We start from the raw sequence: 23,363 nt of genomic DNA, 5'->3' as shown, positions 1-23,363 counted from the left end.
CTCGATGACGAGCGCACTTTCTTAGTCTCGTTTGCCGCGCGCCTTTTGCATGGTCCGTCTGTTTCAGGTAGCCAAGGTTTGCCGCGAGCGCCTCTTGGGATTTCTTTCTGCGACTTAAGCATCATCCCTCATCAGGATATAACTTACCTGACCGGGCCTCTTGAATTGTGCCATCACGAGCCGACACGCACGAAACGCCTGAGCAAGTTGTAGCGGACGGAGTTGATCTCCCAGGACCTCACCCTTGGGGTAGTTAATCAGTCCGTCGACAGTCGAGCGAAAAACGCCGCAACTCCGGCTAACCCCGAGTTCGTGATTCTAACAGTCGACCTCACGATGCACTTCAATAGCAACGTCTGTGCCATCCCTCATCTATCCTAATAGACAATGAATCATTGTCTAGAAACGGCGCTCGGCAGAAGCCGTCTGGGCTGGCAACTGACAAGGAGCGCGTCCTGTCACAAACCGGACAATGGTTCACAACGCTCGTAACGGCGGGTCCTGCTTGTTCTCTATCGCTTCGACCACAAGTGCGATGTCCCTTTCCGTGACCGTCGAGTGACGGGTTGCCTTCAATGCACGTAGGCGGATTCTCCAGATGTCGTATTGAGCCACAATTCGCCGCCTGCGTTCCTCAGTTTTCGTCCCGGCGACGCAGCTCCGTTCCGGAAATTCGCCGACAACGTCGCGCGAGGTTCCGGGGGCGGAGTTCGGGTCAGGAGTTCACATGCAGGGGCGTGCAATTGCATTGTAGGCGCCGATAGGCCGTCGCATTTTTTTGAGGTCGGCGGTGCCGGATGGGCGTGACGGGTGATGAGCCTGAAGAAGCGCTCGACCTGGTCGAGGCAGGAAGGATAAGGCAGAAGAGAATGTGCCAGCCCGGACTTCGGGCGAGCCAGCTCCTTGGATGCTTGTGGTGGCGCGGTCGGCAACGAGGAGATGGATGTCAAACTGGGCCGGCAAATTGGTTTTGATGTGCCTTTGCAAAAGGCACGCAACTGCTGGTGACTGCGCGGTCTGTCATCTTGTTTTCAATCGGACGCCTTGCCTCTTTGAAGGCGGAGGGACCCCTGAAGTCGCCTCGCATTTCTCTATTCCCGCTCGCCAAGAACCGTCATTACGCAATCAAGTGACCACTCTGAGAGCACGCCTGCTCGCCAGCCGTTTGAAACGCAGGACGAGGAGCCCCGCATAGATGGTCGTCCCGATTGACAAGCCAATCCAAATGCCGGTCGCACCAAGCCCGATCTTCAAACCAAGCACGTAGCCAAGTGAGAAGCCGATCAGCCAATAGGCAATGCAGACGAACAGAAGCGGCACCCGAGTGTCCTTCAGGCCGCGCAGACCGCCCGCCGCAATGCTCTGCGCGGCATCAGTGACAAAAAGGCTCGCGGCGACCATAAGGAGCTCTGCAGTCAGTCCGATCGTCGCGTCGGCATCTCCGACCGATTTGTCCAGAAACAGCTCGGCGATCTCAAAACGCGCGACGATCACCGCAACTGTCAGCAAAGCAGCGATTACGGTACCGAGCAGCATCGCGACCAGGCCTGCCCGCTTGATGCCGGGACCGTCGTTGCGGCCGACCGCATGGCCAACGCGCACGGCCGCCGCCATGCTGATGCCGAAAGCGATCATGGATGTAATCACGGTGATCTGAAGCGCAATCTGATGAGCAGCGAGTGCACTGGTGCTGATCAGGCCCGCCAGGAGCGCGGCAGCCGACAAAACTCCGTACTGCATCAGGGAGGCGATTGAGATCGGAGTCCCGATCACGATCAGCTGGCGCAAGAAGGGCCAATCGAATTGCCCGAGATCTGCAAGCACGTGGTAGTCACGGAAAGGACGACGCATTGTGGCAAACCACAAACCGGCCAGGAACATCGCACAGTTCACCAGCGTGCTCGCAAGCGCCGCACCGAACAGCTCAACCCGCGGCAGCCCGCACTTGCCATAGGCCAGCAATACACGAGCACGGCGTTGAGGGGGATTGCCGCCAGCGTGATCCACAAGATCGGCTCCGCCCGGTTGACCGCGCCCATGAAATTACGGATGGCGTCCAGCCATAGCGCCGGTACCAGCCACAAGGCCAGTCCGAACAGATATTGCTGAGCGCGCCGCGCAGCGTCTGGACCTAACCGAAAGCGAGCAGAATTTGCTCTCCACGAAACACAAACGCTATGATCGGGAACGATAGTAATAGCGCCGTCCATCGGCCCGTGCGCAGTGCGCGCTGTACCATAGCAAGATTCCTGGCCCCATACGCCTGCGCCGCCAAAGATGCGATCGGCGCCACCAGGCCCGCGCCAAAGGTGAAGCTGACGAGATAAAGCGTGACGGCTAGGGCGGCCGCAGCGAGTGCCTCAGGCCCGATGTGCCCGATAAAGGCAAGATCCGCCGTCATCATCGCGACCTGCGCAAGCTGGGTCAACACCATCGGCCACGCGAGCTTCACAGTTTCGTTGACTCGATCGTGAAGTGTTGGCCAGCCACCCATCTCGTGCTCTGCCGCAAAACTGACACTGGTTGTGCTTCGGTTATTTTGTCCATGGAAATCTAGCTACTTGGTTTGCCCCGGCCGCAAACGACTCTTGTCCCGCCGAGATGATGCTCTTTTTCGCCCTGAAGTCGCGATGTCCTGCCGATGCGGGATCAGTCCGGCCGGGCAGCTGCGCCTCACAGAGGAGGCGCGCATCGGCCTGGGCTTACCGTTGACCCTGTGGTTTGGCGACCGCTCGCCGGCTGACGCGCGGCTTCATCAGCGCCCCCGCCAGCGCATCGACTTCTCGGCGCATTTTAAGCGCAAAGGCGGCAGGTGGCTGGCGGTCATCGGCACCGCGATAGGCGCGGGCGTGACCGCAATCGAGGCTTGGTCGATCACCTTGGCGAAAGCGTGCGCGAGCGCGCACTGAGTCGGACCAGTGGCGCTCGGGAGTCGCAATCGCACGCGACGCATACCTGAACTGAGAGGCTATGATCTTCTGAGCCATCACTACGTTCCTTGAGCATGCCATGCTGGATGACAGCTCCTTTTCAAGGCTCGTGCCAACTGCGATAGCTTGATTTGTAATGGCTATTTGCTTTGGCGGGCGTGTGCTCCTCCGCCAACATGTCGCAAATCCCACGGTCGGCATCAAAGACGAGCCCAAAGCCCGCAGACATCCCGCAAATCTTGCACCAGGAATCCCAATAGACGGACGCCGATATGTGAACTGCGATCTGGCGAGACTCTGGGCGTCGTCGGTGAGTCCGATTCTGGGAAGTCGACGTCAGCTATCCGGGAGACCACCGCCAGATCATGGCTGATGAAGATGAGCGCCTTCCCCGAACCTTGCTCTCTTCCAGGGGTCCCAGCACCTATGCCTGCACGGTGACGTCGAGAGCCGTGGTCGCCTCGTCGGCGATCAGGATGCGTGGATCGACAGTGTGGAGTAGAACTTTGGCACCAGCGCGTAGTTGCAAGCGTGGGCACAATGGACCCGACGGCAGCATCAAATAATGCGATTGAATGCGCTTCTTTTTGTAATGTATTGCGTGAGAACTGGCAGTACTATCGGCCTCGTGGCTCGCAACGCCTTCAGGGCCTTTATCCGGTCCTGCACACATGTCTGAGTTCGCCACGTTTTTGCGACCAAGGGGTGCCGACATGCTCCGTGGCAAGCAGAGAGTGCGCGATGCCCACAGCCTCATAGCCGAGTGCGCTGACCACACATGAAAGCCGGCGTGACGCCGCGCCGCTAGCCCAGGCCAAACTCAAATAGCGCGACACGACCTCACTGCTCTGGTCGACGCGATGGTCCCCGAGACTCCTAGCTCCTGCAGGCGCTTTCCAGGATCGACACGCCGTTGCTGCCGCGAAGGTGAACCGGGGCTGCAGGGCCGGACGGCCCAACGCCGGCTCATTCATGTAAGCTCACGCTGCGAGTTCGCTATCTTTTGTCGAACTCGAGACAATAGGATGGTTATAGCCAGTGGTTTGATTGCCTGCCAAATGGCTGCTTTGGCGCATGAAAGCTCGTGCGATTGTAGCCTGGAATGTGCGGCGGATCCGCGTGGATCGCGGTATTTCGCAGGAGCAATTGGCTTATGATTCGGATACCGACCGCGCATACATGGGCGCTGTTGAGAGGCAAGACGCGAATCCATCAATCGATCTGCTCGATCGGTTCGCTGAAACACTCGGTGTCCATTTATCTGAGTTCTTTGTCCAACCGCCCAAAGGAGCAACGTCCCATGAGACATTGCCCAAAGGTCGTAAGCCGGCTCGTTCACATCACAGGAAGAAATAGCGCGCTGCTCGCATTGGTTCGCGGAAAACATTTGCAATTTGGTGTATCGGAATTTTAAAAGGCTGCGGAGCGGAAGGCTTCACGCAGGAGAGATTCGCCGAAGCTAACCGGCTTTACTCACCAATACATCAGCGGGCTGGAGTTTCGACCCAATCCCGCTGTGGTGACCCTGCTCGAACCGCCCGGCCTACATAGACGCAAGTGGCTGGGAGCGCTTTCGTTTAAGCGGCTGGCCTGAGCGACGATGCGGTCGCCCGGCCCCCAGGCTCTGCGTGATGATCTCGCCCTGGAAGTCGGATCCCGTCTCCTGAAAGCACCGATGCTAGCCGTGTCACTTCGAGCCCCGCGACTACAGCGGCCTCGATAGCGATCTGAAGGCCGAAGACGATCGGCGATGCACCCGCTTCTCCGCGGGCCGGAGCGTTTCGCAACTTGGCCAATTGATCATTGACGCTGCGCGCCCCATCTCTGCTGGATGGGTTCTCTAGCGCCGCAATTGAAGCACTCGTATCAAGTTAAGACAGTTCTATGCGCAAGCCAGCGAATCCAGCTAGAGGACCGCGCGGGGTCGTGACGCCTTGCTCACTTGCCTGATGCACATCGCACGATTGGCAATGTCGCGTCGAGTTGAGGCCGCTTGGCCGCGCTCTCACAAATGCCGTTCGGCAGCATCCAGGATTAGCTCGCAGCGCCCTACGCGTTCAGTTGGCCCCGGGACTGATTTGCACTTCTTCCGTGGGCTGCTTCGAAGAAGGCCATCCCGTCTCATGCTTTTGGCGGCCGCCCCACATGGCCCAGGAGTAGCGTTCGTGTCCATCTCGATGGCACAGTCGTTGCCGACGACACGGGCCAGTTCGCGCAAAAATCCGAACGACGGCTGCCCGCCGAGCGGCTTCAACCGGTGTGCCTCGTCGCGGTCTCGCCCGAGGAAGTGCCGGACCCGCATTGGCTGGAAGCCAAAAAAAGGCCGCTGCTGGACTTATCCAAGAGCGGCCTGAGTCGTGGGGAGGAAGCAGACGAGCCCGGTCTGCCAGCGGATCGGCACTCCAGAGAAGCCGGCGATGCAGCTTTGGCCGGAGTTGACCCATCGGGGTCAGTTTCTGAGTGAAAACATTCGGCAGCCAGCACAGGTGGGCGCGTGCTCACATCTAGACGGGGTTGAAACCACGTATCAGATCGGAGAATTCCATAGATGAGTAAAATCGGGTACAATGGGGCGAAAGTGACAGCTGTCGGAAAACTTACCACGCTTCTACCGGCCGCCCGTAAAGGCGCATTATCGGAAACCTACGCACGATCTTTGCGCAATTTGCCGAAAGGCTCCATGCTCGTTGTGGCCACCTTGCCTATCGTCGACTGGAATGACTGTCTGCTGCGAGATTTTCAAAACGTCTCCAAAGGTGCGCGCCGCCACATGTACACGGCGATCACTTTTGGACGGCCGATATTTCGGAATACGTGGAGTATCTATCCCACTCGGGTGCTTCAGAACACCGGGCGCAACTGGCGAACCTGTTTCGCGAGACAGGATTTCGTGGCGAATTCGGACAAACTCCATTACCTATGGAGCGCAGCATGGGACAGCGCTGGCACTCAGTTCGATCTGCCAGCCGGAGACAAAGTCTTCGTCGAAGCGGCCACCTACTATGGCATGAATTCGTACGCACTTTTCGCTAAGCTCTAGGTCGTGTGGACAGTTACCTTAACCAGAGCAGGGTTGCGGCGATAGTTACGATGGCGAAGTAATTTCGTGCGGTCTTTTCGTAACGGGTCGCGACACGCCTGAACCGCTTGAGTTTCGAGAAGCAGCATTCGATCAGGTGACGCTCGGCATAGAGTGGTTTGTTGAGCGGATATTTGATTGCCCGCGAGGGGTTGTTCGGAATGACGGCTTGAGCGCCCTTTGCGGCGATGGAAGATCGCAGCGCATCGGAATCGTAGGCTGCATCGCCCATTACGACCTCGGCTGGAAGCCCCTCGATGAGCGGCTGGGCCTGAGGCGCATCACCGGCTTGCCCCACTGTTAGGAAGAAACGGACCGGGCAACCCAAGCCGCGGACAGCCATATGGATTTTTGTCGTCAGGCCGCCGCGCGAACGTCCGATGGCCTGATTTTGAGCCCCCCTTTTGCGCCGCTGGCGTGCTGGTGGGCGCGGACGATGGTGGAGTCAACGATCAAGTACTCAAAGTCCGGATCATCTGCGAGCGCTTCGAACATGCGCAGCCAAACCCCCTTTGCGCTCCACCGGCTGAAGCGCCGAAACGCGCTATTCCACTCGCCGAACGCTTCGGGCAGATCACGCCACGGCGAACCGGTCCGCACGATCCATAAAACGCCCTCGACGAACATGCGGTTGTCGCGGCCCGTCGAGCCACGCTGGTCCGGCCGACCGATGATCAAGCCGGAGATACGATTCCATTGCGCATCGCTCAGAACGAGCCGTTCCATGACACCCAAGGCTTCCTCCTAAAAGAAAGCCTTGAATCACATTCAATCCGATTTGAGAATCCCAAGAGTCCACACGACCTAGCTGGTCGGCGGCCGATGGGCGGGGAAGGACTGCTTGCGGGGCCGTTCGACAAGGCGGCCGCCGCCGGACGGCGCGGGCGTTTTCGCGCCTCCGACCATGCAGAGTCCGAGGCGAGGATTACGAGCTCGGGCGCCGTCGCGAGATCGCACGGAAGCGGGACATCCTGGCCATCGAGGATGACGCCTATTGGTCCCGACGAAGCCAGCGAGCCGCTTGCGTCGATGGCGCGGAAGCGGGCCTTCTACACAACACCTTCGAAGTGCTTGGCTCCAAGCCTGCGCATCGGATTGCGTGTCGTACGCACTTCTATTCTGATGCCGCGCCGCAGTGGCGCATGAATCTTCCGTGTCGTGCCGTCAGCAAACACCTTGGGCCGCCAAGCCCGCCGGCCACCGAGGTGCGCGCACCGAACACGCCGCGCCTTCCAGCAATTGGCGATCCGCTTCCTCGAATACCGCGAGCAGCGGTCTCGCAGGCGCAGCCAGCACCACGGCCTTGGCAAATGGCGTCCGCAACAGCACCAATTCCGGTAGCGCTCGGAACGACGACAAGTCCAGCGCGCGTTCGCGCTGACGGCACTGCCTAAATGGGAGCGCCGCCGAGGCGATTGGCGACACGGCCGAGCGAATCCTCCCGGCATTCCCTACTTCTATCTCGGCTCATTGCCAGAAACTGCAGCAGCCGAGGGTGCGCCCTCATACCGGCGAGGTCGCATCCGTTGCCGATTTTGCCCTCCAAAATAAGGCGATCGAATTGAGAAACCCGCGCAAGCTGGTCTCGGCATTCTTGCTAGTACCCACTTTTCTTGGATCGTGAGTCGCGATTCAAGATATGGATGATCGAAGCAAGAGAAGTCCACCTTTCGCGGAAAGATCGCAAGGTGCTTGAGGCGTGTTGTCGCTCGCCGGTGACGTTGCAGCGCGATTTGAAGCGGGCGCGGATAGTTCTATTGGCGGCGGACGGGCGTAGCACCCGCTCGATCGCCAAAGAAGTCGAAGTCCAGCCGCGGATTGTCAGTCTTTGGCGGCACCGCTATGCCGAGCATGGCCTTGAAGAGCTGCAAGACAAGCCGCGGCCGGGCAAGCAGCCGATCTATACGAAGGCCACCGACAAGCGGATTCTGAAGCTGCTGGATAAGCTGCCTCCGCAAGGGTTTGTGCGCCGGAGCGGCCCTCTACTGGCCGAGGCGCTGGGCGATGTTGACGTCCAATATGTCTGGCGGTTCCTGCGCAGCCACAAGATTGACCTCGCGGCTCGCAAGTCCTGGTGCGAGAGCAACGACCCGAATTTTACCGCCAAAGCCGCCGATGTTGTTGGCCTCTACGTCGCCCCGCCCGAGAAGGCCTTTGTGCTGCATGGACGAGAAGCCCTCGATCCAGGCCTTGGAGCGAGCGCAGCGTTAGCTGAAATTGCTCAAATCGCCGCGCTTCACCGGCCAGAGCCACGATTATAGGCGCCATGGCACCACAACATTGTTTGCGGCGCTTGAAGTCGCCACCGGAAAGATCATCGCGGCTCATTCAAAAACGCCGTCGCCGCGTCGAGTTTCTCGGCTTCATGAAACGCGTCACCGCGGCCTTTCCGGGCCCAAAGCTTCACGTCATCCCGACACCTCAACACGCAGAAGAACAACGAGCACTGGCTCAAGCCCCACCCCAATGTGCAATTTCATTTCACGCAAGTAGCGCAGCGCGCTGTTTAGCCTTCATCCACGGCGACGCGCAAAAGAAGCGAGATGGAGCGTCGCGACGAATTGTCGGAGTCGCGACACCCCGTCCTACCCGCGACGCGCGCCAAATGGGAATTGGCAATGGATATCAGTGCGCCCGTTTGGCACGCTCTTTGAACTAATGCTCCTTGAAATTAATGAAGGCACATCCCGTCGTGTGATGACCCATGTCAAAAAGAGGTGGTGTTAATGAGCGTCCCAAATTTGACGAAACGAGCAAATGCCCTCGGAAGCGACAAGGGTGATGAGGTCGGCGACACCCATGGCTACACCGGCTTCTACTCTTTTCTGTTCGAGGAGTTCCGCCACGAACCCTTCACAATGGTCGAGATTGGATTACAGCACGGGAACGGCTCTCTCGATCCTGATTTACTCGTCGGTCGCAAGGTTGACGATATTCCGTCTATCAAAATGTGGTTGGAGTTCTTTCCCAAAGCTGAGATCGTCGGCTGCGACATTGCTGACTTCAGCGCCTTTAAGATGGATCGGTTCCGTTTCGAGCGCCTTGACATGGGCGATGCGGTAGCCTTGGAACGCCTTGCGAGTTCGCTCCCGCCTGTAAGGATCATTATCGAGGATGCTTCACACGCAGCTTACCACCAGCAGCTTGCTCTAGCGAAGCTGTTTCCCATCGTCGAGCCTGGCGGTTTTTACTTTATCGAGGATCTTCATACCACGCACGCGATTGCCGCACGATTGCCGCCCTGCAATTCAACTGAGACGGTAGTGGAGAAGTTTACCCAGACGCGTCAGCTTGACATTCCGTTTCTAACCGCGATTGAACGCAGAAACCTCGAGACCACAATTAGGAAGATGTTCATCCATCGCAACGATAAGGGGGGCGTCAACCGCTGGACCATGAAGATGGTGGGATTTGGAAAGTAATAAGGAGTCAACTGAACCTTCCGGGCCATCAAGTTGCCCATCTGGTCGGCTGTCTTGGCTTGCGCAGGTGAGAACTCCAAAACTCCAAAACCTGCATCTCAGCAATGTGGATGGGTTGAAAATGGCGATAGGTGTGATTGTTTCGCTAACCTGAGTACCTCGGGGGCTTCTCATTGATGTTGCTGTCGCGCGGCGCTGCCGCTCGAACTCGTTTTCGACGACCATGTCTTTGGAGTTGAATGCTGCGGGGGAGGGCTACGACTTAATCGACCATCGCCGCACCTGTCCGACAACAACTTCCGAAGGTACAACCTGATTCTTTGCCGACTTCAACGCCATGAACTCGCCGGCGCAGCGACACGTCACGCAAGGACTCAACAGGTGCGCCGCTGACGACGGACAATTTGGAGACTTAGCGCACCTCCAGCCGGTCCAGGGATCGCGTGCGGCACTCTCTTCACTTCGGCTGTGTATACCGAATCCCGACCAGGCATTCCGATTGATCGAGACCACCCATTCCGGCCGATTGCGGCCGGCCTGTGGACGGGTGTACGGGCCCGGTCGCATGATCCGGGCTCCGCTGCAAACGCCACGAGCGAGATTACCTATCCGCAAAATCGGCGGCATGCTTCGGCTGTCTGCTGCAGGCTTGCTCCGATTGGCGTTGGCGCAAATCGTGCACTGCGCTACGCGCGGCATCTAGGAATCAGATCTCTGCGCTAGGCTCATGCTGCCGATGCCGAAAGAGACATCGACATACGGAATGACACGTTGATCAAGATCGAACGAGCAGCGCCAGGAGATGAGTCGGCCACGACGACCGCTTGCTCGCATGCTCTCGGACTCCGACTTGATCTTCAAATCACTCGAATTTCCGGGTAAACATGGAGGCACTATGCGCATCTGCGGTATCAAGCTGACGCACGACGGAGCGATCGCTCTCGTCGAGGACAACCGGCTTGTTTTTTGCGGCGAGCAGGAGAAGCGGAGCAATAATCCGCGTTATCAGTCGATCGGCAACCTTGATGCAATCGTCGTCGCCTTGGCGGAACACGGTCTAGATCCGCAGCAAGTTGATCAGTTCGTCATCGACGGCTGGGCCGGGAAAGTGGAATCGCAATTCCAGGTCCTCAGCGGAACCACACCTGTCACTCTCAAAGGGGCGCCGTATGTCGAACGCCATGCAGAGGGTCTTCTCACCTCCCGCGACGGTCTTGGCCTCAGGCTCGACGGCAGAGATTTCCCTTACAGGAGCTATCCGCACGTCACAGCCCATCTGGCTTCCGCATACTGCACCAGCCCCTTTGCCAAGGCGGGACAGCCCGCTTTTTGCCTCGTGTGGGACGGCGGCACCTTTCCGCGTCTCTATCATATAGAACGCGGGGGCGCACGGTTCCTCGAATCCCTGTTCCCGCTTATTGGACACGTATACGCGGCCGCGGGCCTTCATTATGGACCCTACAAGCAAGCGAACCGCGCCAACTGGGATCTAGCCGATCCCGGCAAGCTGGACCCAGGCGGTGCCGGCAAGCTCAACCTGGGCATTGCCGGCAAGCTGATGGCCTATATCGCCCTCGGGTGTGTTAGTGAAACCATCGTCGCGGTCTTTGAGGAACTCTATCAAGAGCGCTTTGCGGCGGACACGAAGCTTTCCGCTTTCCATACGGACATCGAGAGCATGGGATCCGCGCTTGCGAGTGTACGTGACTTCTTCGATGCCAGCATGCTCCGGTTGAAGGCCACGGCACCCCAAGATGTGCTCGCATCGTTTCATTGCTTCCTCGAGCGCCTCCTGATCGGTGAAATGACGAATGCTTTGCAGCGGCATGCGTGTTTTGCGTCGCGCAATTTGTGCATAGCCGGTGGCTGCGGTCTCAACATCAAATGGAACAGTGCACTACGTGCGTCAGGCCTGTTCGATGCTGTCTGGGTACCCCCTTTTCCGAATGACAGTGGCTCGGCGATCGGTGCCGCTTGCTGCGCAATGGTAGCGGACAAAGGCTTCGTGCCGCTGGAATGGTCGGTATATAGTGGTCCAGCCCTGCAGCCTAGCGATGTGCCGCCCGATTGGGAGGCTGCGCCGTGCAGTATGCATGAACTTGCAACCATTCTGGCCAGCAACCAGCCCGTGATCTTCCTTGCAGGCCCCGCCGAGCTTGGACCGCGGGCATTGGGCAGCAGAAGCATTCTTGCAGCCGCGACTTCGCCGCAAATGAAGGATCATCTCAACGACATCAAACTTCGTGAACACTTCCGGCCAGTGGCGCCGATATGCCTAGAGGATCGTGCGCCAGATATTTTTAATCCCGGAACGCCGGACCCTTACATGCTTTTCGATCACCAGACACGAACAGAGTGGCGGGACAAAATCCCGGCCGTTGTACATCTCGACGGATCTGCGCGGTTGCAGACGATTTGCAGGACCTCTCAGCACAAAGTCGCCGAGCTTCTCGTCGAATACGAAAAGCTCACGGGCATCCCGCTGCTTTGCAATACGAGTGCCAATCAGCATGGACATGGGTTCTTCCCGGATGTCGCAGCGGCTTGCGAGTGGGGACGCGTTGAGCACGTATGGGGCGACGGCATACTGTGGACGAAAGCTCCATAAACGAGCGATTGGCGTCCGAAGGCGCGTCTCGCGCGAAGATGAACGCATCTCCAAGTAGCGACATCATGTCGAGCAAATCGATATGGTTGCGGAAGAGTGCTCCGGTCAAAGATCGGTGCGGGCAGACGCACAATTGCGTGGTCGACGGCATGGCACCGCCTGAGGATGTTGCATCGGAGGGACCGATGCGGCCGAAGATGCACAAGACGACAGGATCGAATGGCCTGTTACGGCTGCGATTGGGTTCAGATCGTGTCCGTGAAGCACGCCCGGTTCTGCTTGTCGGCAACTTCGACTGGATTGGATCGGCGTCGAGATCGCTTCGGTTTACGGCGAGAACTGCGCCGCGTCTTCGACGTCATCAGGCGCAACCTGCACGGGCGGCGCCGCCATCCCACCCATGATCGAATCGGACACATCAAGGCCGACGGTCACCTCAGTCGCCGCTAGGCCGTGCCGGCGGTGCCGCCAACGTCGTCCTCTCAGCCGTAGGCGGCAGCTTCGGCCGCGCTCTCGCCTGGCTCAGACAACTTCTTCGTGGTTCCTGCGATTGGTATGCCAGACGCTCGTCTGCTCCCTAAAATCCGGTTTCTTGAGCAACCACTCAAACAGGATTATTCCAGAGCTGGTGCCAGAAACTTAAGATGCGAGCTAGCGCAGAAGTTTCGGATTACCGCGGACATCACCTGCCGCACCCCGCAGCGCGACGTGGCCGAGATCGAGTTCATATCCGTGGTTCGCCACGTGCATGCGGGACGAAGGGCGCTGCTCGATGATGATTACCGCAATTTCATTGGCGAGCTCAATCAGGCGGTCTCCTCGATCACGCCGATCCAAACTCCCTCGGTCGGTTCGTCCAGCAGCAGCAGTTTTGGATTTCCCAATAGTGCGCGCCGATCGCCAGGACCTTACGCTCTCCGCCCGAAAGCGTCCCACCCGGCTGATCGAAGCGGTGTTCGTCCGGTCGAAGAGGCTTGCAAATTGTTGGGACCGTCCGCCCGGTTACGCGTGACCGGCTTCCGATCCTACCGTTTACCTGCGGCAGGAGCGCTAGGAACCGCTTACATGTGGAGACGGTGCCGGCTCTTGCTCCTGTCCGGATCGCTTCAGGGCCAGCTACGAAATTATCGACGTGCCGCCACGGCCGTGTTCACCTCCTGCGCAGCACGCAAGGGCCGGAATAAGCGAGAACGAGCAGCGGCTGTCGTGTTCGCGATGAGCGTGACAGTGAGGTTATCCATGCCGCCAGGGTCACGCCCTCATTCGTACCTACGGCCCTCGTGGCACAACCCTCGACCTGCAGGATGAGTCCTCGGGGGGCTTGGCGCGGCCCGAGTTCGCCATGCTCGCTCATGTGAGATGACTACCTCGAAGCAAACACGAGCGCGAGAGCCTCCGACCAGTCGTCGGGGCTTGGCGGCTTTCGGACGAAGTCGTCGCAATTCGGTCAGCATGTCGGGACACGGACACGCAAACTCATCCCGGGCAGCCCAATTGTTTAAGCTTTTCGGATTGCGTCGTTCCGTCAGCACGAGCCGGGTCGCCTGAGGACTGGTATGGCGCTTGCTTAAACAGAGCGGAGCAACTTCTTTCGGCTACGTACATTCGCCTGTGATGCCAGCCGGAACATCGGCGTTTAACACGAGGGGTAAAGGTATGTCCGGCGTTGCTGCAGCCTTTCTATGCCCCTCAAGCCATTCACCATCGACTGCTTATGATCGACTCAAGCACATGATTCCGAAACTTGCACTTCGTGGGCAGGCGGGGGTCGGGGTTGCCGCTTTCATGCACAAGCAAGGTTTTCGGTATGGGAGAGCGCTTCAATCATCGAGCGGTTCAGTGCGCATTGAACCCAGCGAACAAGATCGAAGCTTTCGGCCTCATGTTGCGATCGCTCAGGTCCGTAGCGGGTGCAGCGAACTCAGCGATGGCGGTGACATTTGGCCGATTCACAACAATGGGAGCACCCACCGCCATTTGGCAGTTTCTCTGGACGGCGCTTTGGTCAATGCTCGTGAACTCAGACGAGAATTTCTTTCCAAGCAACAACGAACAACCGTCAACACAGATGCTGAGCTCTTGCTCAAGTGTATTGAACGCTGTTGTGAACGAGATTATTGGCGCCACGGTCTAGCCGCTAATTACGAAACTGTCTTTCGAGAGATTGATGACCATATCGATGGCGCTATCAGCGCGCTTTTTTTGGACGGAGACGGAAATCTCGTTGCATATCGCAATCGGACCGGTTTGCGACCATTGGAGGCGATGCAAACAGATGACGGATTTTTGCTCTTTGCTTCTGAAAATTGTGCCTTTGCCGCTCTAGAGGGTGATACGCAGCAAATCTTGCCAGGCCACATAAAGTATGTGGACGGGAGAACGGGGTGCAGCGTTGATCACTCTGTGAGCAACGGGCGACATAAAGCCACGCTCTGCACCTACGAGGCTCTCTACTTGGGCAGTCCGAACACATCGATCGAAGGCCAGTCACATCTCGAAACCCGCTACAACATCGGGGTCGTCTTGGGGGGACTCGTTGCGCGGCGACTGCAAGCGGAAGCGGGCCCTGCGCCCACAATTGTCTCCTCCATGCCGCATACTGGTGGCCCGTACGCCGATGGCCTGTTTGCATCTCTCGCTGAATACGGGCTGTTGGCCGAGCGTCGTGAAGTGGTCGCGACGACACTTCTTCGGCGGACTCTCATCGGCACACCTGGCGGACGAAAATCTCGCATAGCTCGAAAATACCGCGTGTCGGACACCGACCTTGCTAAGGCCAGCATAATAGTTGTCGACGAAGCCCTCATTCGCGGCGATACCAGTCAAGCAGTAACGAGTATGCTCCTTACCGCTGGAGCCAAAGCCGTGCATTGGGCGATCGGTTCGCCGCCTATAGTAGCTCCGAACTACTACGGCATGGGCATCGACACACTAGATGAGCTCGCATTCTGGCAGGTTTGGAAGCGATTGCCGTCCGAGCAGCGTGCTCAAAGCATGCTCTTCCATAAGATGGAACCCCACGTTCTCAGACTAATCGAAAGTAATATCGCGGCATCGATCGACGCAGCAACGACAACGTATCTGCCCTTCCCGCTCCTAGGATCGTTGCTGCCCGGCAGACTGGAGAACTTCGATTTGTCACCTTTCACATTCGAGATGCCAACCCCGGCGGGACAGCAGCGCGCGGACAGGAACTTACGCAAACTGACCGCCGATCTTCCTTGTATGCAATCAATCCGCGCTTGAGGTCAGTTCATGAATCCCGTCCTCGTCTTTGATTGGAATGGAACGCTGCTCGATGGTGCGCACGCGCTCCTCCAAACAACCAATGCCATTCTCGACCGCTTTGTTCGTGCGACGATCCACATGGACACGTTTCGGAAACATTGCGACGTTCTGCTATCACTTCTTTATCGCAGTCTCGGAATGTCGCGGGACGAGGTTGCGGAGGTGGATCGCGATGGGAGCGCCGCCTCGCACGAGACCTATGAACCTCTTGCGGATAAGGCCGATCTGCGCGACGGCCCACATAGACTCTTGGAGCTGGCGCGGCGCGAAGCAGCTTTGTCCATCATCGTGAGCAATCATATCGTCGCCCCGCTCCGGCCTCAATTGAGGCGACTTGGAATCGACAACCACATTAACGAGGTTCTCGCCTTTGAAAGCCGCACCGCTCAATACCAGTCGATGGGCAACGGAGAGCGGCTTCGTCTGTACATGCAGAAGAACAACCTAGAGCCGGCGTCAATCTTCATCATCGGCGATATGCCCGCGAAATGGACATTGCACGCATTTCTCGGACCTAAAGCGTATGGATCACCGGCGGTTTTGTTTCGGATTCGCGCTTGCACGCGGCGAATCCTGACTACACGATTGACAACCATCATGAGTTATCGCCGATCTTACAAAGGCACGGCTTCTTTCAGAATGCACAAATCATGACCGCCGAGCTATTACCCAACGCACGTCCAAAAGCTGCGAACCAGAAAATAGGCCTTATCGGCGTCGGGCGCATGGGAACCGGAATGGGTCTCTGCCTGTTGCGGCACCAAGTTGAGCTTCATATCAAAGCGAACAAAAGTCGTTTCGGTGCGGATCGATTGGCTGCCGCAGGCGCCCTTGAGCATCCTTCAATCGCTGAGCTGGCGCCGCATGTAAGTGCGGTGGTGTTATCCCTGCCATCAAGCCGGGAGGTTGAGGCAGTGTGTCTTGGGCAGGACGGGCTTTTTGTCCATATGTCCCGTGGAGGTTTAATAATTGACTGCACCACGTCTTATCCTGGCTCGACAGTTGCACTGGCGGAGCAGGCTCAAAAACGCGGCCTCGCTTTTATAGATGCCCCAGTAACACGGAGCCCTGAACAAGCAGAGCTCGGCCTTCTCAACGCGATTGTTGGATCGAACGAAACGCTTTTTCCTGCGGCTGAAGGCATTCTTGCTACTTTTTGTGAGACCGTTCTTCATGTCGGAGATGTCGGAAAAGGTCATGAGCTCAAGCTTGTTTACAACAGCATGACTATGGGCATAGCGGCGGTAGCCTCAGAGGTCTGCCAATTCGCGAACGCTCTTGGCCTCGATCTTGTAACACTCCGCTCTTTGGTTAGTCGCGGTTCCACTAATAGTGGAATATTCCAAGCCTTCGTGGCCTTTTTGTTGGGCGAGAAACCCGATGTTCTGGCAGTCTCAATTGCCAATTCTGCAAAGGATATTGGGTGCGCAGTGCGTCTGGCGGGCGAGAGCGCTGTTTCGGTACCGATCCTGGCTGCCACCGCCCACAAGTTAAACAACGCAGTTGCCGGGGGTAAAGGCGAACTGACACTACCCCATTTGTCTCACCCATAAGTTCTCGGCCTATCGAACCGCAACGAGGATCGGTGGCGACCAGATCGATCCTTGCCTCGTCCGACGTTCTCCGATGTTGTTTAATGGTGCATTCTTGTCGCACGATTCGAAGCATGCGCTATGGGACTGTTTAACACGGCTGCGCCACCCCGACGGAGGCAGTCCGTCGAGGTAGATTCCCGATCGCTCTTAAACTAGGTCGGGCCGACGTTGCCGGAATGGATGTTACGCGGCGCTCGGACGTGGGCAACGGACTTGATCGTCATGCGATCGTGGTGAAGCTTGAAGGGCCGCACCCAGACCGACAATTAACATGCGCCTTCAATCGTCGGAAGCCCTTGTTGGCCTCGATCATGCCGGCCGCGGCCCATCGCAAGGCCACGCCGGCATCCCGCCAGCGTTTGACATTGCGCGTGACGAAGCGAATGGTGCCCATCATGTTCTCGGCGATGTTGGTACAGGCGAGCGATCGACGAAGCTCCTTCGGCAGCTTCAACCGGACGACTGTCAGGACTTCGTCGGCGCCTTCGAGGATACTCGCCGCTACGCCGGGCCATTGCTGGTCGAGTCGACGCGCGAGATTGCGGATCAATTTTTCAGCCTTGTCGGCATCGAGCTCCCAGGCCTGGCGGAGCACGCGACATGTGGCCGCATGATGCTCTTTCGGCAGGCGTTCCGTGATGTTGCGCGCCTTGTGGATCTGGCAGCGCTGGATCGCGGCGGCCGGACCGAAGGTGCGGCGGATTCCTTCGACAACGCTTTCGCGCCGTCGGCGATAAACAGTCTTGGCACTGTCGGGGCGAGCCCGCGCGAGACCACGTTGTCCAGCATGGCCTAACCGTTGCGGCGTTCTCGGTCGCTCCTTCCACCAGCGCCAGCGGATGCTTGTTGCCTTCCGTCAACCCCGATTGCGTCGACCAGCACGAGATGTCGCCGAGATGCAGCGCGTCGATTTCGACAGAAGGTGGAGCGCGGACAGATCGGCAGCCATGAAGTCGGCCAGCCGCGCCGCCGACATCGCCACAAACCTCCGCGAGGCCGCCGACTTCGAAAACCCGCGATCCGGGCGGTGCCGGCACGTCACACTCGGGCAGCCGGACAGCGCGACCGAACTGGCGCGTCGACACATTGATCAGCATCAGGCTCATCGCCCAGCGACCGAGCCGGTCTTCCTGCGCTGCCGTTTCCCAGCTCGGGATCGTCACCTCGCGGCCGTCCACATCCCGGACCCGCGGGCGCTCGCCTCGATCTTGCCGCCGTGGAAGCCGATCTGTCCCCGCGTTCGGCCCGAACGGTTCGCCCCCCGCGCCGCGTCGCGACCGTGGCGCGGCGCGCGGCCGCCGTGACATCCGCCTCCATCATCGTGCCGAGCGCCTCGTCCCTGCCGCAATGCAGGACTGGTCGAAGCTCGCCCGCACTTCTGCGAACGCATTCGTCCACAAGCCTCGGTCGCCGGCGAACCAGCCGGTGTGATATCTCTTGTCTTGGCGTTGCTCTCGTTTGTGGAATCAGCACCCCGAGCCTACCGGCTCAAGGTGGGCAACGCCAACCTCTTCAGAAAATCAACAGAACACGGGACAACCTCCCGTCGAGCAATACAGAATAGTCAAGAGAGCCCGAGAGCACTCTGTGCGATGCCAAGAAAATGGGGGCGAACATCGCTGGCGAAGATCAGCATCTCTGGACCAATGGCCTAGTCGAGCGCATGAACCGCACGATCAAGGAAGCGACCGTCCAACGCTACCATCACGATCGAGACGATCAGCTCGGAACTCACCTTGCCAACTTTCTCACCGCCTAAAACTAAGCTCGGCGGCTGGAGACCCTGAAGGGCCTCACACCCTGCGAATACGTCTTCAATGCTGGATTTCCCAGCCAGCACGATTCAAACTCAATCCGCTCCAGCAAACGCCAGGACGAAACACCTAACTGGTCTAAAGCAGTGTATAAGATCGGCCATACGGCCGGAGGCGTAAGAATGGGAAAAGTCATCTGCAAGCTTTCTACACACTTAACGGCTGCGCCTAATGGCGCGCCCTTCGAAATCTACGCGCCGTCCCTGCGAAGCCTTCCAGCAGGCTCCATGCTGGTGATGGCGACCTTGCCTGTCATTGACTGGAATGACTGCCTTTTGCGCGATTTGCGCAGCCTCGGCAAGCAAACGTTCATTCATGCCTACGCAGCAATGGTAATGATCGATTCCTTCGCCTGTTGGGAGGATTTTGCCGATTTATTAAAAGAGGCGAGAATTTGCGGTGTCGTAAATTTTCCACCTGCATCTATCATCGAGCAGCCTTCGGCTACCATGCGGGTTAACACCGGACTGGAGCTTGAACTTCGGCGTATGGAATGGTTTGCTAGCTTGGGATTCAATAACTTGTTTGCTGCTGTCAGTGATTCTGAGGTCACAGTGGCAGAGAGAAGACTTGGTTCGCATCTCAAAGGTATTGTGCATTTGCCCGAAGGGGCTCTTGAGTTGAGGATTCGCGACGAGATGGAATTGGTTCGGCTTGACCAACAGGGGTCGTCCACACCAAAATTCTCGCTTGTGCATGCGACGGCTTCAAAACAACCTATTCGCAAGACATGATCGTAGGCTATTCCAGTATCCGCAGTTTCTTTATTTTGTTGTAAAGCGTCTTCCTTGAAAGTCCTGGAGAACGTGCAGTCTTTCCACGACGTTTCGTTTCAGGCCTCCCATGATCCACTCGCGCTCGGAGAATGCCCCTGTGGGCATGGTGGGCGACGCCGAGTTCAAAAGCGGCTTGAGGACGTCGGCGACTGTGCGTGTCTTTCAACATTACGAGTTGATCCACTATCTGGCGCAACTCTGTCCAATTTCCGACCCAATGATGGCCGGCTAGCGCCAAGAACGCAGGCTTTTCTATTGCCAGGGTTTGCGCGTTCGAATCCCCTTTGGCTTCGACTGTAAATTGCTGAATGAGCTGCGGAAGGTGCTCCAGCCGGATCTGGTTCTCCAGTCATCAAGGTTGCGCTGCGTACCGTGCCCAGGCGGGAAAGTGCAGTCTCGATCATATGCGGCTCCGGCTTACCAACAATCAAAGGCTCCACTTTCGTGGCGACAGCCACGGCCGCGATCGTAGCTCCTGCCCCGGGCTCGAATCCACCAGCCGTCGGCAACAGGAGGTCGGGGTTGGCGCCGATAAAGGCTGCTCCATTTAGGATCGCGTCGACCGCAATCCGCAGCTTCTCATGCGCAATTTCTCGACCGAGCCCCATGACCAGGGCGTCGGTCTGGCGATCGGTCACCTCGAGCCCCGCGTTTGTCCGACCAGCCGCCAAGCTTTCATCGGGCATTAACAACGGCCTTGCAGCTTCACACTGCGGGGCCGTTTTTCTTTTTAGGGGGTCACGGATTGATGGCTCGCGAGCGCCAGCGGGAAGATCGAAGGTCGCGGATCGCGTGCCTCGGATGTCCGGCGAGTTCGCATGTGGGGCAAGCGATCGATCGCCGCAAGTCCCTATGACGAAAAAGATCGGATCATCCAAGCAAGCGCGGCCGCCATCAGATCGCCGCGATCAAGCTCTTCGGGCAAAGGCCACTCCGAAAGCTACAGGTTTCGGAAGCTGCATGGCGGCCTTGTTAGGCTTTCGACTTCCAATAGTGGTTGTTTCAAAAAGATAGGATGCGGTTGGTCGAGCATGGCGCAGTCCTGCGTGTCGTCTCGATCCGATGAAACGCTGCACCCCTGTTGGCCCTTCTACGAAGTGCCGACACCCCTCACTAAGGTCAGCTTAGCCGCTCTGAGGTTCGAAGAGAAACGCCCCGTTTCGGCGAGGCCTTGTGCTGTTCGCGGGTCGATGAGAGCGGCGGGTGGCGGCAACAAGAGAAAAGTGATCGCGCACGTGTGAGGCTAAGCTGCTTGCAAAAGTCGGCAGCGTCGGCGTCCAGCAGGTTGCAATCGCCTCCTTCGCTAGGTCTGTGGAGTGACCTAAGTGGGAGCGGTGACTCCGGATTCTTGCGCCGCTTCTGAGGGTTCTTCTCGCGGCCTTCGGTTCTCAGCGGTAGTGATTAGGGATACACGGCGCCGGCCGTCGGAGCTGGCAATTGCGCTGCTAGTAAGTGAGGTCGAAAGCAACACTGTGATGGCCGGAGGTGTTACGGAGGCGAACCTGCCGCAAGCCTCTAGAAATTCGCGCCGATCGTCTTCTTCCGAAGATGACATCGTACGCCTCATAATTTGTAGATATGGAGGTTGGTCGATGGCAGAGTTAAGCGGTTCAATCACGAAATGTAACCACACTCCGTGGGGAAATCGAACTCCGGACATGCTGCCCTACTCCGCCGCCCGGCGCCGGGCGGCAACATCACAATGCGCCATGACGCGTTGAGCGCGATCAGCTCGCTCATGCGAGTGACCCTCTCGTCGCCTGGAACGGGCCGCGAACGTCCGCGACTTTTTCCGGGACTTTTCGCCACTATATTCGGGTTTTTGCGGGTTCCTGATCGGTTTTTGTTCTACGGCGTGCGTCTCGGCGCCCAACCCATGTCTCTGAAATTGCATGCTCTTTGCATCAATTTCGGACTCTAGGCCGGTACGTCCAGGCTCTGGAAGCTTGGACGCAGCCTTAGCAACCTTCAAAGTCGTCGACCTCGATACCTATCAGCTCAAAAGCCTCGCGCTGGCATTGAACAGCCTCTGTGCCAAGGCAAGCAGCTAGTTAAAGCCGAACAGGTGTGCGTTGCGCCGCTTTGACGTCGACAATGCATGCCACTGCCGCCTTCCTTACGCTCCCTGCTGCACGTTCGGGGAAATGCCTTACGTGGCTGGCTAATCCTTGCTCTCAACTGCAGACGCGATCGCCGATGAGATTTCCGAGACCCGGCTTATGATGCCGCCGATCTTCTGGATTGCAACCGAACCTACGGGCCGACTGCAGATCATCAATTTGTGGACTAATCTCGCCAGTCTCAAGTCCTCCGCAACGGACGAAGCCATTTCGTCCCGCCGCAGCCTGAACCAACACATTCCTTGGAGCAAAGTGCCGTTCGCCAGCCGTTGTCGCGTACGAGCCCAAAACTTCGACCGCACATTGTGCAGACCTTTACTGAACCGTGCTGGGAACGATAAGAGCTATCGTGCCTTCTCGCCTCCTGTCGACGTTACGTGGGTGCCTCCGGCATTTTCTTCACCGCAGCACTGACCTACGGGACGACGATGCCAAGCCTCTCGGCGCGCATGAATCCGACGCGCGCTCTTTGGCGGCCGGAACATTCAATTTGAGTGCTTCGCCGTGACTGCTGAACCTAACGATACCTGAATCTTAATTGATGCAAACAAACACGGCCTTGACTGTGAAATCCCGCGCTCTGACCCGCATTCTCGACGTAAATCACAGATCGAGCCAATAGGGCGCGTATAGCTGCATCGCTGGCGCAGGGTGCGCCAGTCCTTTTTAACTGGCGAGATCCGATATCCGCTGGCTATGAGGTCGGTGAGATGTCGATTTAAAGGCTGCTTTGGCGAAGCCGAAGCGGCTGCCTTCGTCAGAAAAGCATGCGCAGCAGATCGAATCCCGCCTTGGGAGCTCCCGTCTGCGTTCGATCAGACAGAGGCAAGATGGGTGAGATTGCCACCGGCGATTATTGTATGAAATCATCGCAGCGGAATGACGCTTTGAACGCGGTCTGCAGCGTGTCCGTGGTTAGGGAAGAAAGCCAGGGCAATCGCCCGAGCCAACGCGCCCGCCCAATCTCGCGAATAGCAATCTGCGCCTCAGCATTTTTTTCGCCAATGAAGGCAATCCCAAGGATGCCGATCTCGCGCTTTCGCAGTGCCTCTATCGAGAGCAGTGTGTGATTGATGGTGCCAAGCGCTGTGCTCGCACAGAGAACGACTGGTAGCCGCCATCGCTCAAAGACATCAATGTAGAGCGTATCGCCACTCAGCGGCACCATTAGCCCGCCGGCGCCCTCGATCACGAGCGGCCGCTCCGCAGCGTCCGGCACATTGAGCGAGTCCGCGTCGATGCGAACTCCGTCAACTTCCGCGGAATGATTGGGCGAAGCAGGCGCTGTCAGGCGGTAGCGCTCAGGCACGAGGCGATCGGCCGAAAGACCACCCAGTCGTGCGACGATCTGAGTATCGGTCTCTCCTTCGAGGCCGGCCTGAATCGGCTTCCAGTAGTTGGCGCCAAGGAGATTGGCGAGCCCCGCGGAAAACACCGTTTTTCCGATTCCAGTACCCGTACCGGTCACCACGATCCGCTGGCTCATCGAGCGCGTCCTCTCGTCTTCTCAGTGAGCGCATCGAGCATTGAATGCTGTCATTTTGCTCCACCCTAATCGACGGATAGTATCCAAATTCGCGCTCTTTATTGCGTGAGCTATGAGCCTAATTTACCTAATGTTGGCCGCTTGTTGCCGAATTGCGGCGCCCGATCGGTCGAATACAAAGCTTTTCATGCGAGGCGGATCTCGAGCTTCCTCAAGCAAAGCACGCGAGACAATCTGAGGTTTGG

At 58.0% G+C, this 23,363-nt stretch carries 12 protein-coding genes and 6 pseudogenes; 12 read left to right on the top strand and 6 right to left on the bottom strand.

The window, feature by feature from the left end:
• Positions 1–1,125: 1,125 nt before the first annotated feature.
• Together IVB24_RS40180 and IVB24_RS40175 are read right to left on the bottom strand one after the other, a co-directional pair.
• Complete coding sequence (locus IVB24_RS40180; protein WP_346771358.1) at positions 1,126–2,007, bottom strand: MATE family efflux transporter; 882 nt, start codon at positions 2,005–2,007, stop codon at positions 1,126–1,128.
• A 124-nt stretch (positions 2,008–2,131) separates the two neighbouring features.
• Positions 2,132–2,494, bottom strand: a complete 363-nt coding sequence (locus tag IVB24_RS40175) for an MATE family efflux transporter (RefSeq protein WP_346771357.1) — start codon at positions 2,492–2,494, stop codon at positions 2,132–2,134.
• A gap of 214 nt (positions 2,495–2,708) precedes the next feature.
• On the opposite strand from IVB24_RS40175, the gene IVB24_RS08780 reads away from it, so the two are divergent.
• The 3 genes from IVB24_RS08780 to IVB24_RS08770 all read left to right on the top strand — a co-directional run bounded on the left by IVB24_RS08780 (position 2,709) and on the right by IVB24_RS08770 (position 5,970).
• On the top strand, positions 2,709–2,909 hold the full coding sequence (locus IVB24_RS08780) for a hypothetical protein (protein WP_247772657.1): 201 nt from the start codon (positions 2,709–2,711) through the stop codon (positions 2,907–2,909).
• Positions 2,910–4,004: 1,095 nt separating this feature from the next.
• Positions 4,005–4,286, top strand: a complete 282-nt coding sequence (locus tag IVB24_RS08775; protein WP_247772656.1) for a helix-turn-helix transcriptional regulator — start codon at positions 4,005–4,007, stop codon at positions 4,284–4,286.
• Positions 4,287–5,478: 1,192 nt separating this feature from the next.
• On the top strand, positions 5,479–5,970 hold the full coding sequence (locus IVB24_RS08770) for a hypothetical protein (RefSeq protein WP_247772655.1): 492 nt from the start codon (positions 5,479–5,481) through the stop codon (positions 5,968–5,970).
• 13 nt (positions 5,971–5,983) lie between these two features.
• Here the strand turns inward: IVB24_RS08770 and IVB24_RS08765 are convergent.
• Positions 5,984–6,735: pseudogene (locus IVB24_RS08765) on the bottom strand (IS5 family transposase).
• Positions 6,736–7,652: 917 nt separating this feature from the next.
• Between IVB24_RS08765 and IVB24_RS08755 the strand changes: the two are divergent.
• The 4 genes and pseudogenes from IVB24_RS08755 to IVB24_RS08740 all read left to right on the top strand — a co-directional run.
• A pseudogene (locus tag IVB24_RS08755) lies at positions 7,653–8,495 on the top strand (IS630 family transposase); the annotation flags it as partial.
• Between the two features lie 240 nt (positions 8,496–8,735).
• A complete protein-coding gene (locus tag IVB24_RS08750) occupies positions 8,736–9,431 on the top strand; it encodes a hypothetical protein (protein WP_247282118.1) in 696 nt (231 codons plus the stop codon).
• An 895-nt stretch (positions 9,432–10,326) separates the two neighbouring features.
• Complete coding sequence (gene nodU / locus IVB24_RS08745; RefSeq protein WP_247774059.1) at positions 10,327–12,039, top strand: nodulation protein NodU; 1,713 nt, start codon at positions 10,327–10,329, stop codon at positions 12,037–12,039.
• Positions 12,040–12,375: 336 nt separating this feature from the next.
• Positions 12,376–12,575: pseudogene (locus IVB24_RS08740) on the top strand (IS5/IS1182 family transposase); the annotation flags it as partial.
• Between the two features lie 115 nt (positions 12,576–12,690).
• Here IVB24_RS08740 and IVB24_RS08735 read toward each other — a convergent pair.
• Positions 12,691–12,985 (bottom strand): annotated as a pseudogene (locus IVB24_RS08735) (ATP-binding cassette domain-containing protein); the annotation flags it as partial.
• A 710-nt stretch (positions 12,986–13,695) separates the two neighbouring features.
• On the opposite strand from IVB24_RS08735, the gene IVB24_RS08730 reads away from it, so the two are divergent.
• From IVB24_RS08730 to IVB24_RS08720, 3 genes are read left to right on the top strand one after another with little or no spacing between them, the layout of a single operon-like run.
• Entirely contained in the window at positions 13,696–15,285 is a 1,590-nt protein-coding gene (locus tag IVB24_RS08730; protein ID WP_247772654.1) for a hypothetical protein, read from the top strand.
• A 9-nt stretch (positions 15,286–15,294) separates the two neighbouring features.
• Positions 15,295–15,981, top strand: a complete 687-nt coding sequence (locus IVB24_RS08725; protein WP_247772653.1) for a haloacid dehalogenase-like hydrolase — start codon at positions 15,295–15,297, stop codon at positions 15,979–15,981.
• The gene (locus tag IVB24_RS08720; protein ID WP_247772652.1) at positions 15,978–16,880 is read left to right on the top strand and encodes an NAD(P)-dependent oxidoreductase; all 903 of its coding nucleotides are present in this window, start codon (positions 15,978–15,980) and stop codon (positions 16,878–16,880) included. Before IVB24_RS08725 ends, IVB24_RS08720 begins: the two co-directional genes overlap by 4 nt.
• Positions 16,881–17,074: 194 nt before the next feature.
• Here the strand turns inward: IVB24_RS08720 and IVB24_RS08715 are convergent.
• Positions 17,075–18,354 (bottom strand): annotated as a pseudogene (locus tag IVB24_RS08715) (transposase).
• A 201-nt stretch (positions 18,355–18,555) separates the two neighbouring features.
• On the opposite strand from IVB24_RS08715, the pseudogene IVB24_RS08710 reads away from it, so the two are divergent.
• Positions 18,556–18,809, top strand: a pseudogene (locus IVB24_RS08710) (integrase core domain-containing protein); the annotation flags it as partial.
• A 49-nt stretch (positions 18,810–18,858) separates the two neighbouring features.
• Positions 18,859–19,470, top strand: coding sequence for a hypothetical protein (locus IVB24_RS08705; protein WP_247772651.1), 612 nt, complete (start codon positions 18,859–18,861; stop codon positions 19,468–19,470).
• A gap of 3,015 nt (positions 19,471–22,485) precedes the next feature.
• On the opposite strand, the gene bioD is transcribed toward IVB24_RS08705, so the two are convergent.
• Positions 22,486–23,118 (bottom strand): dethiobiotin synthase, encoded by a 633-nt coding sequence (gene bioD / locus IVB24_RS08700; protein ID WP_247772650.1) that lies wholly within the window; start codon positions 23,116–23,118, stop codon positions 22,486–22,488.
• Positions 23,119–23,363: the final 245 nt, after the last annotated feature.

The organism is Bradyrhizobium sp. 192 (assembly GCF_023100965.1).
Taxonomy (GTDB): domain Bacteria; phylum Pseudomonadota; class Alphaproteobacteria; order Rhizobiales; family Xanthobacteraceae; genus Bradyrhizobium; species Bradyrhizobium symbiodeficiens.
Note: the sequence above shows the minus strand (reverse complement) of the source record. Positions and strands in the feature narration are given on the sequence as shown.

Coding starts and splice junctions, on each gene's coding strand:
- IVB24_RS08770 (WP_247772655.1), top strand. CDS start 5,479: ATGAGTAAAATCGGGTACAATGGGGCGAAAGTGACAGCTGTCGGAAAA.
- IVB24_RS08730 (WP_247772654.1), top strand. CDS start 13,696: ATGTCCGGCGTTGCTGCAGCCTTTCTATGCCCCTCAAGCCATTCACCA.
- IVB24_RS40175 (WP_346771357.1), bottom strand. CDS start 2,494: ATGGGTGGCTGGCCAACACTTCACGATCGAGTCAACGAAACTGTGAAG.
- IVB24_RS08725 (WP_247772653.1), top strand. CDS start 15,295: ATGAATCCCGTCCTCGTCTTTGATTGGAATGGAACGCTGCTCGATGGT.
- IVB24_RS08750 (WP_247282118.1), top strand. CDS start 8,736: ATGAGCGTCCCAAATTTGACGAAACGAGCAAATGCCCTCGGAAGCGAC.
- IVB24_RS08705 (WP_247772651.1), top strand. CDS start 18,859: ATGGGAAAAGTCATCTGCAAGCTTTCTACACACTTAACGGCTGCGCCT.
- IVB24_RS08720 (WP_247772652.1), top strand. CDS start 15,978: ATGACCGCCGAGCTATTACCCAACGCACGTCCAAAAGCTGCGAACCAG.
- nodU (WP_247774059.1), top strand. CDS start 10,327: ATGCGCATCTGCGGTATCAAGCTGACGCACGACGGAGCGATCGCTCTC.
- bioD (WP_247772650.1), bottom strand. CDS start 23,118: ATGAGCCAGCGGATCGTGGTGACCGGTACGGGTACTGGAATCGGAAAA.
- IVB24_RS08775 (WP_247772656.1), top strand. CDS start 4,005: ATGAAAGCTCGTGCGATTGTAGCCTGGAATGTGCGGCGGATCCGCGTG.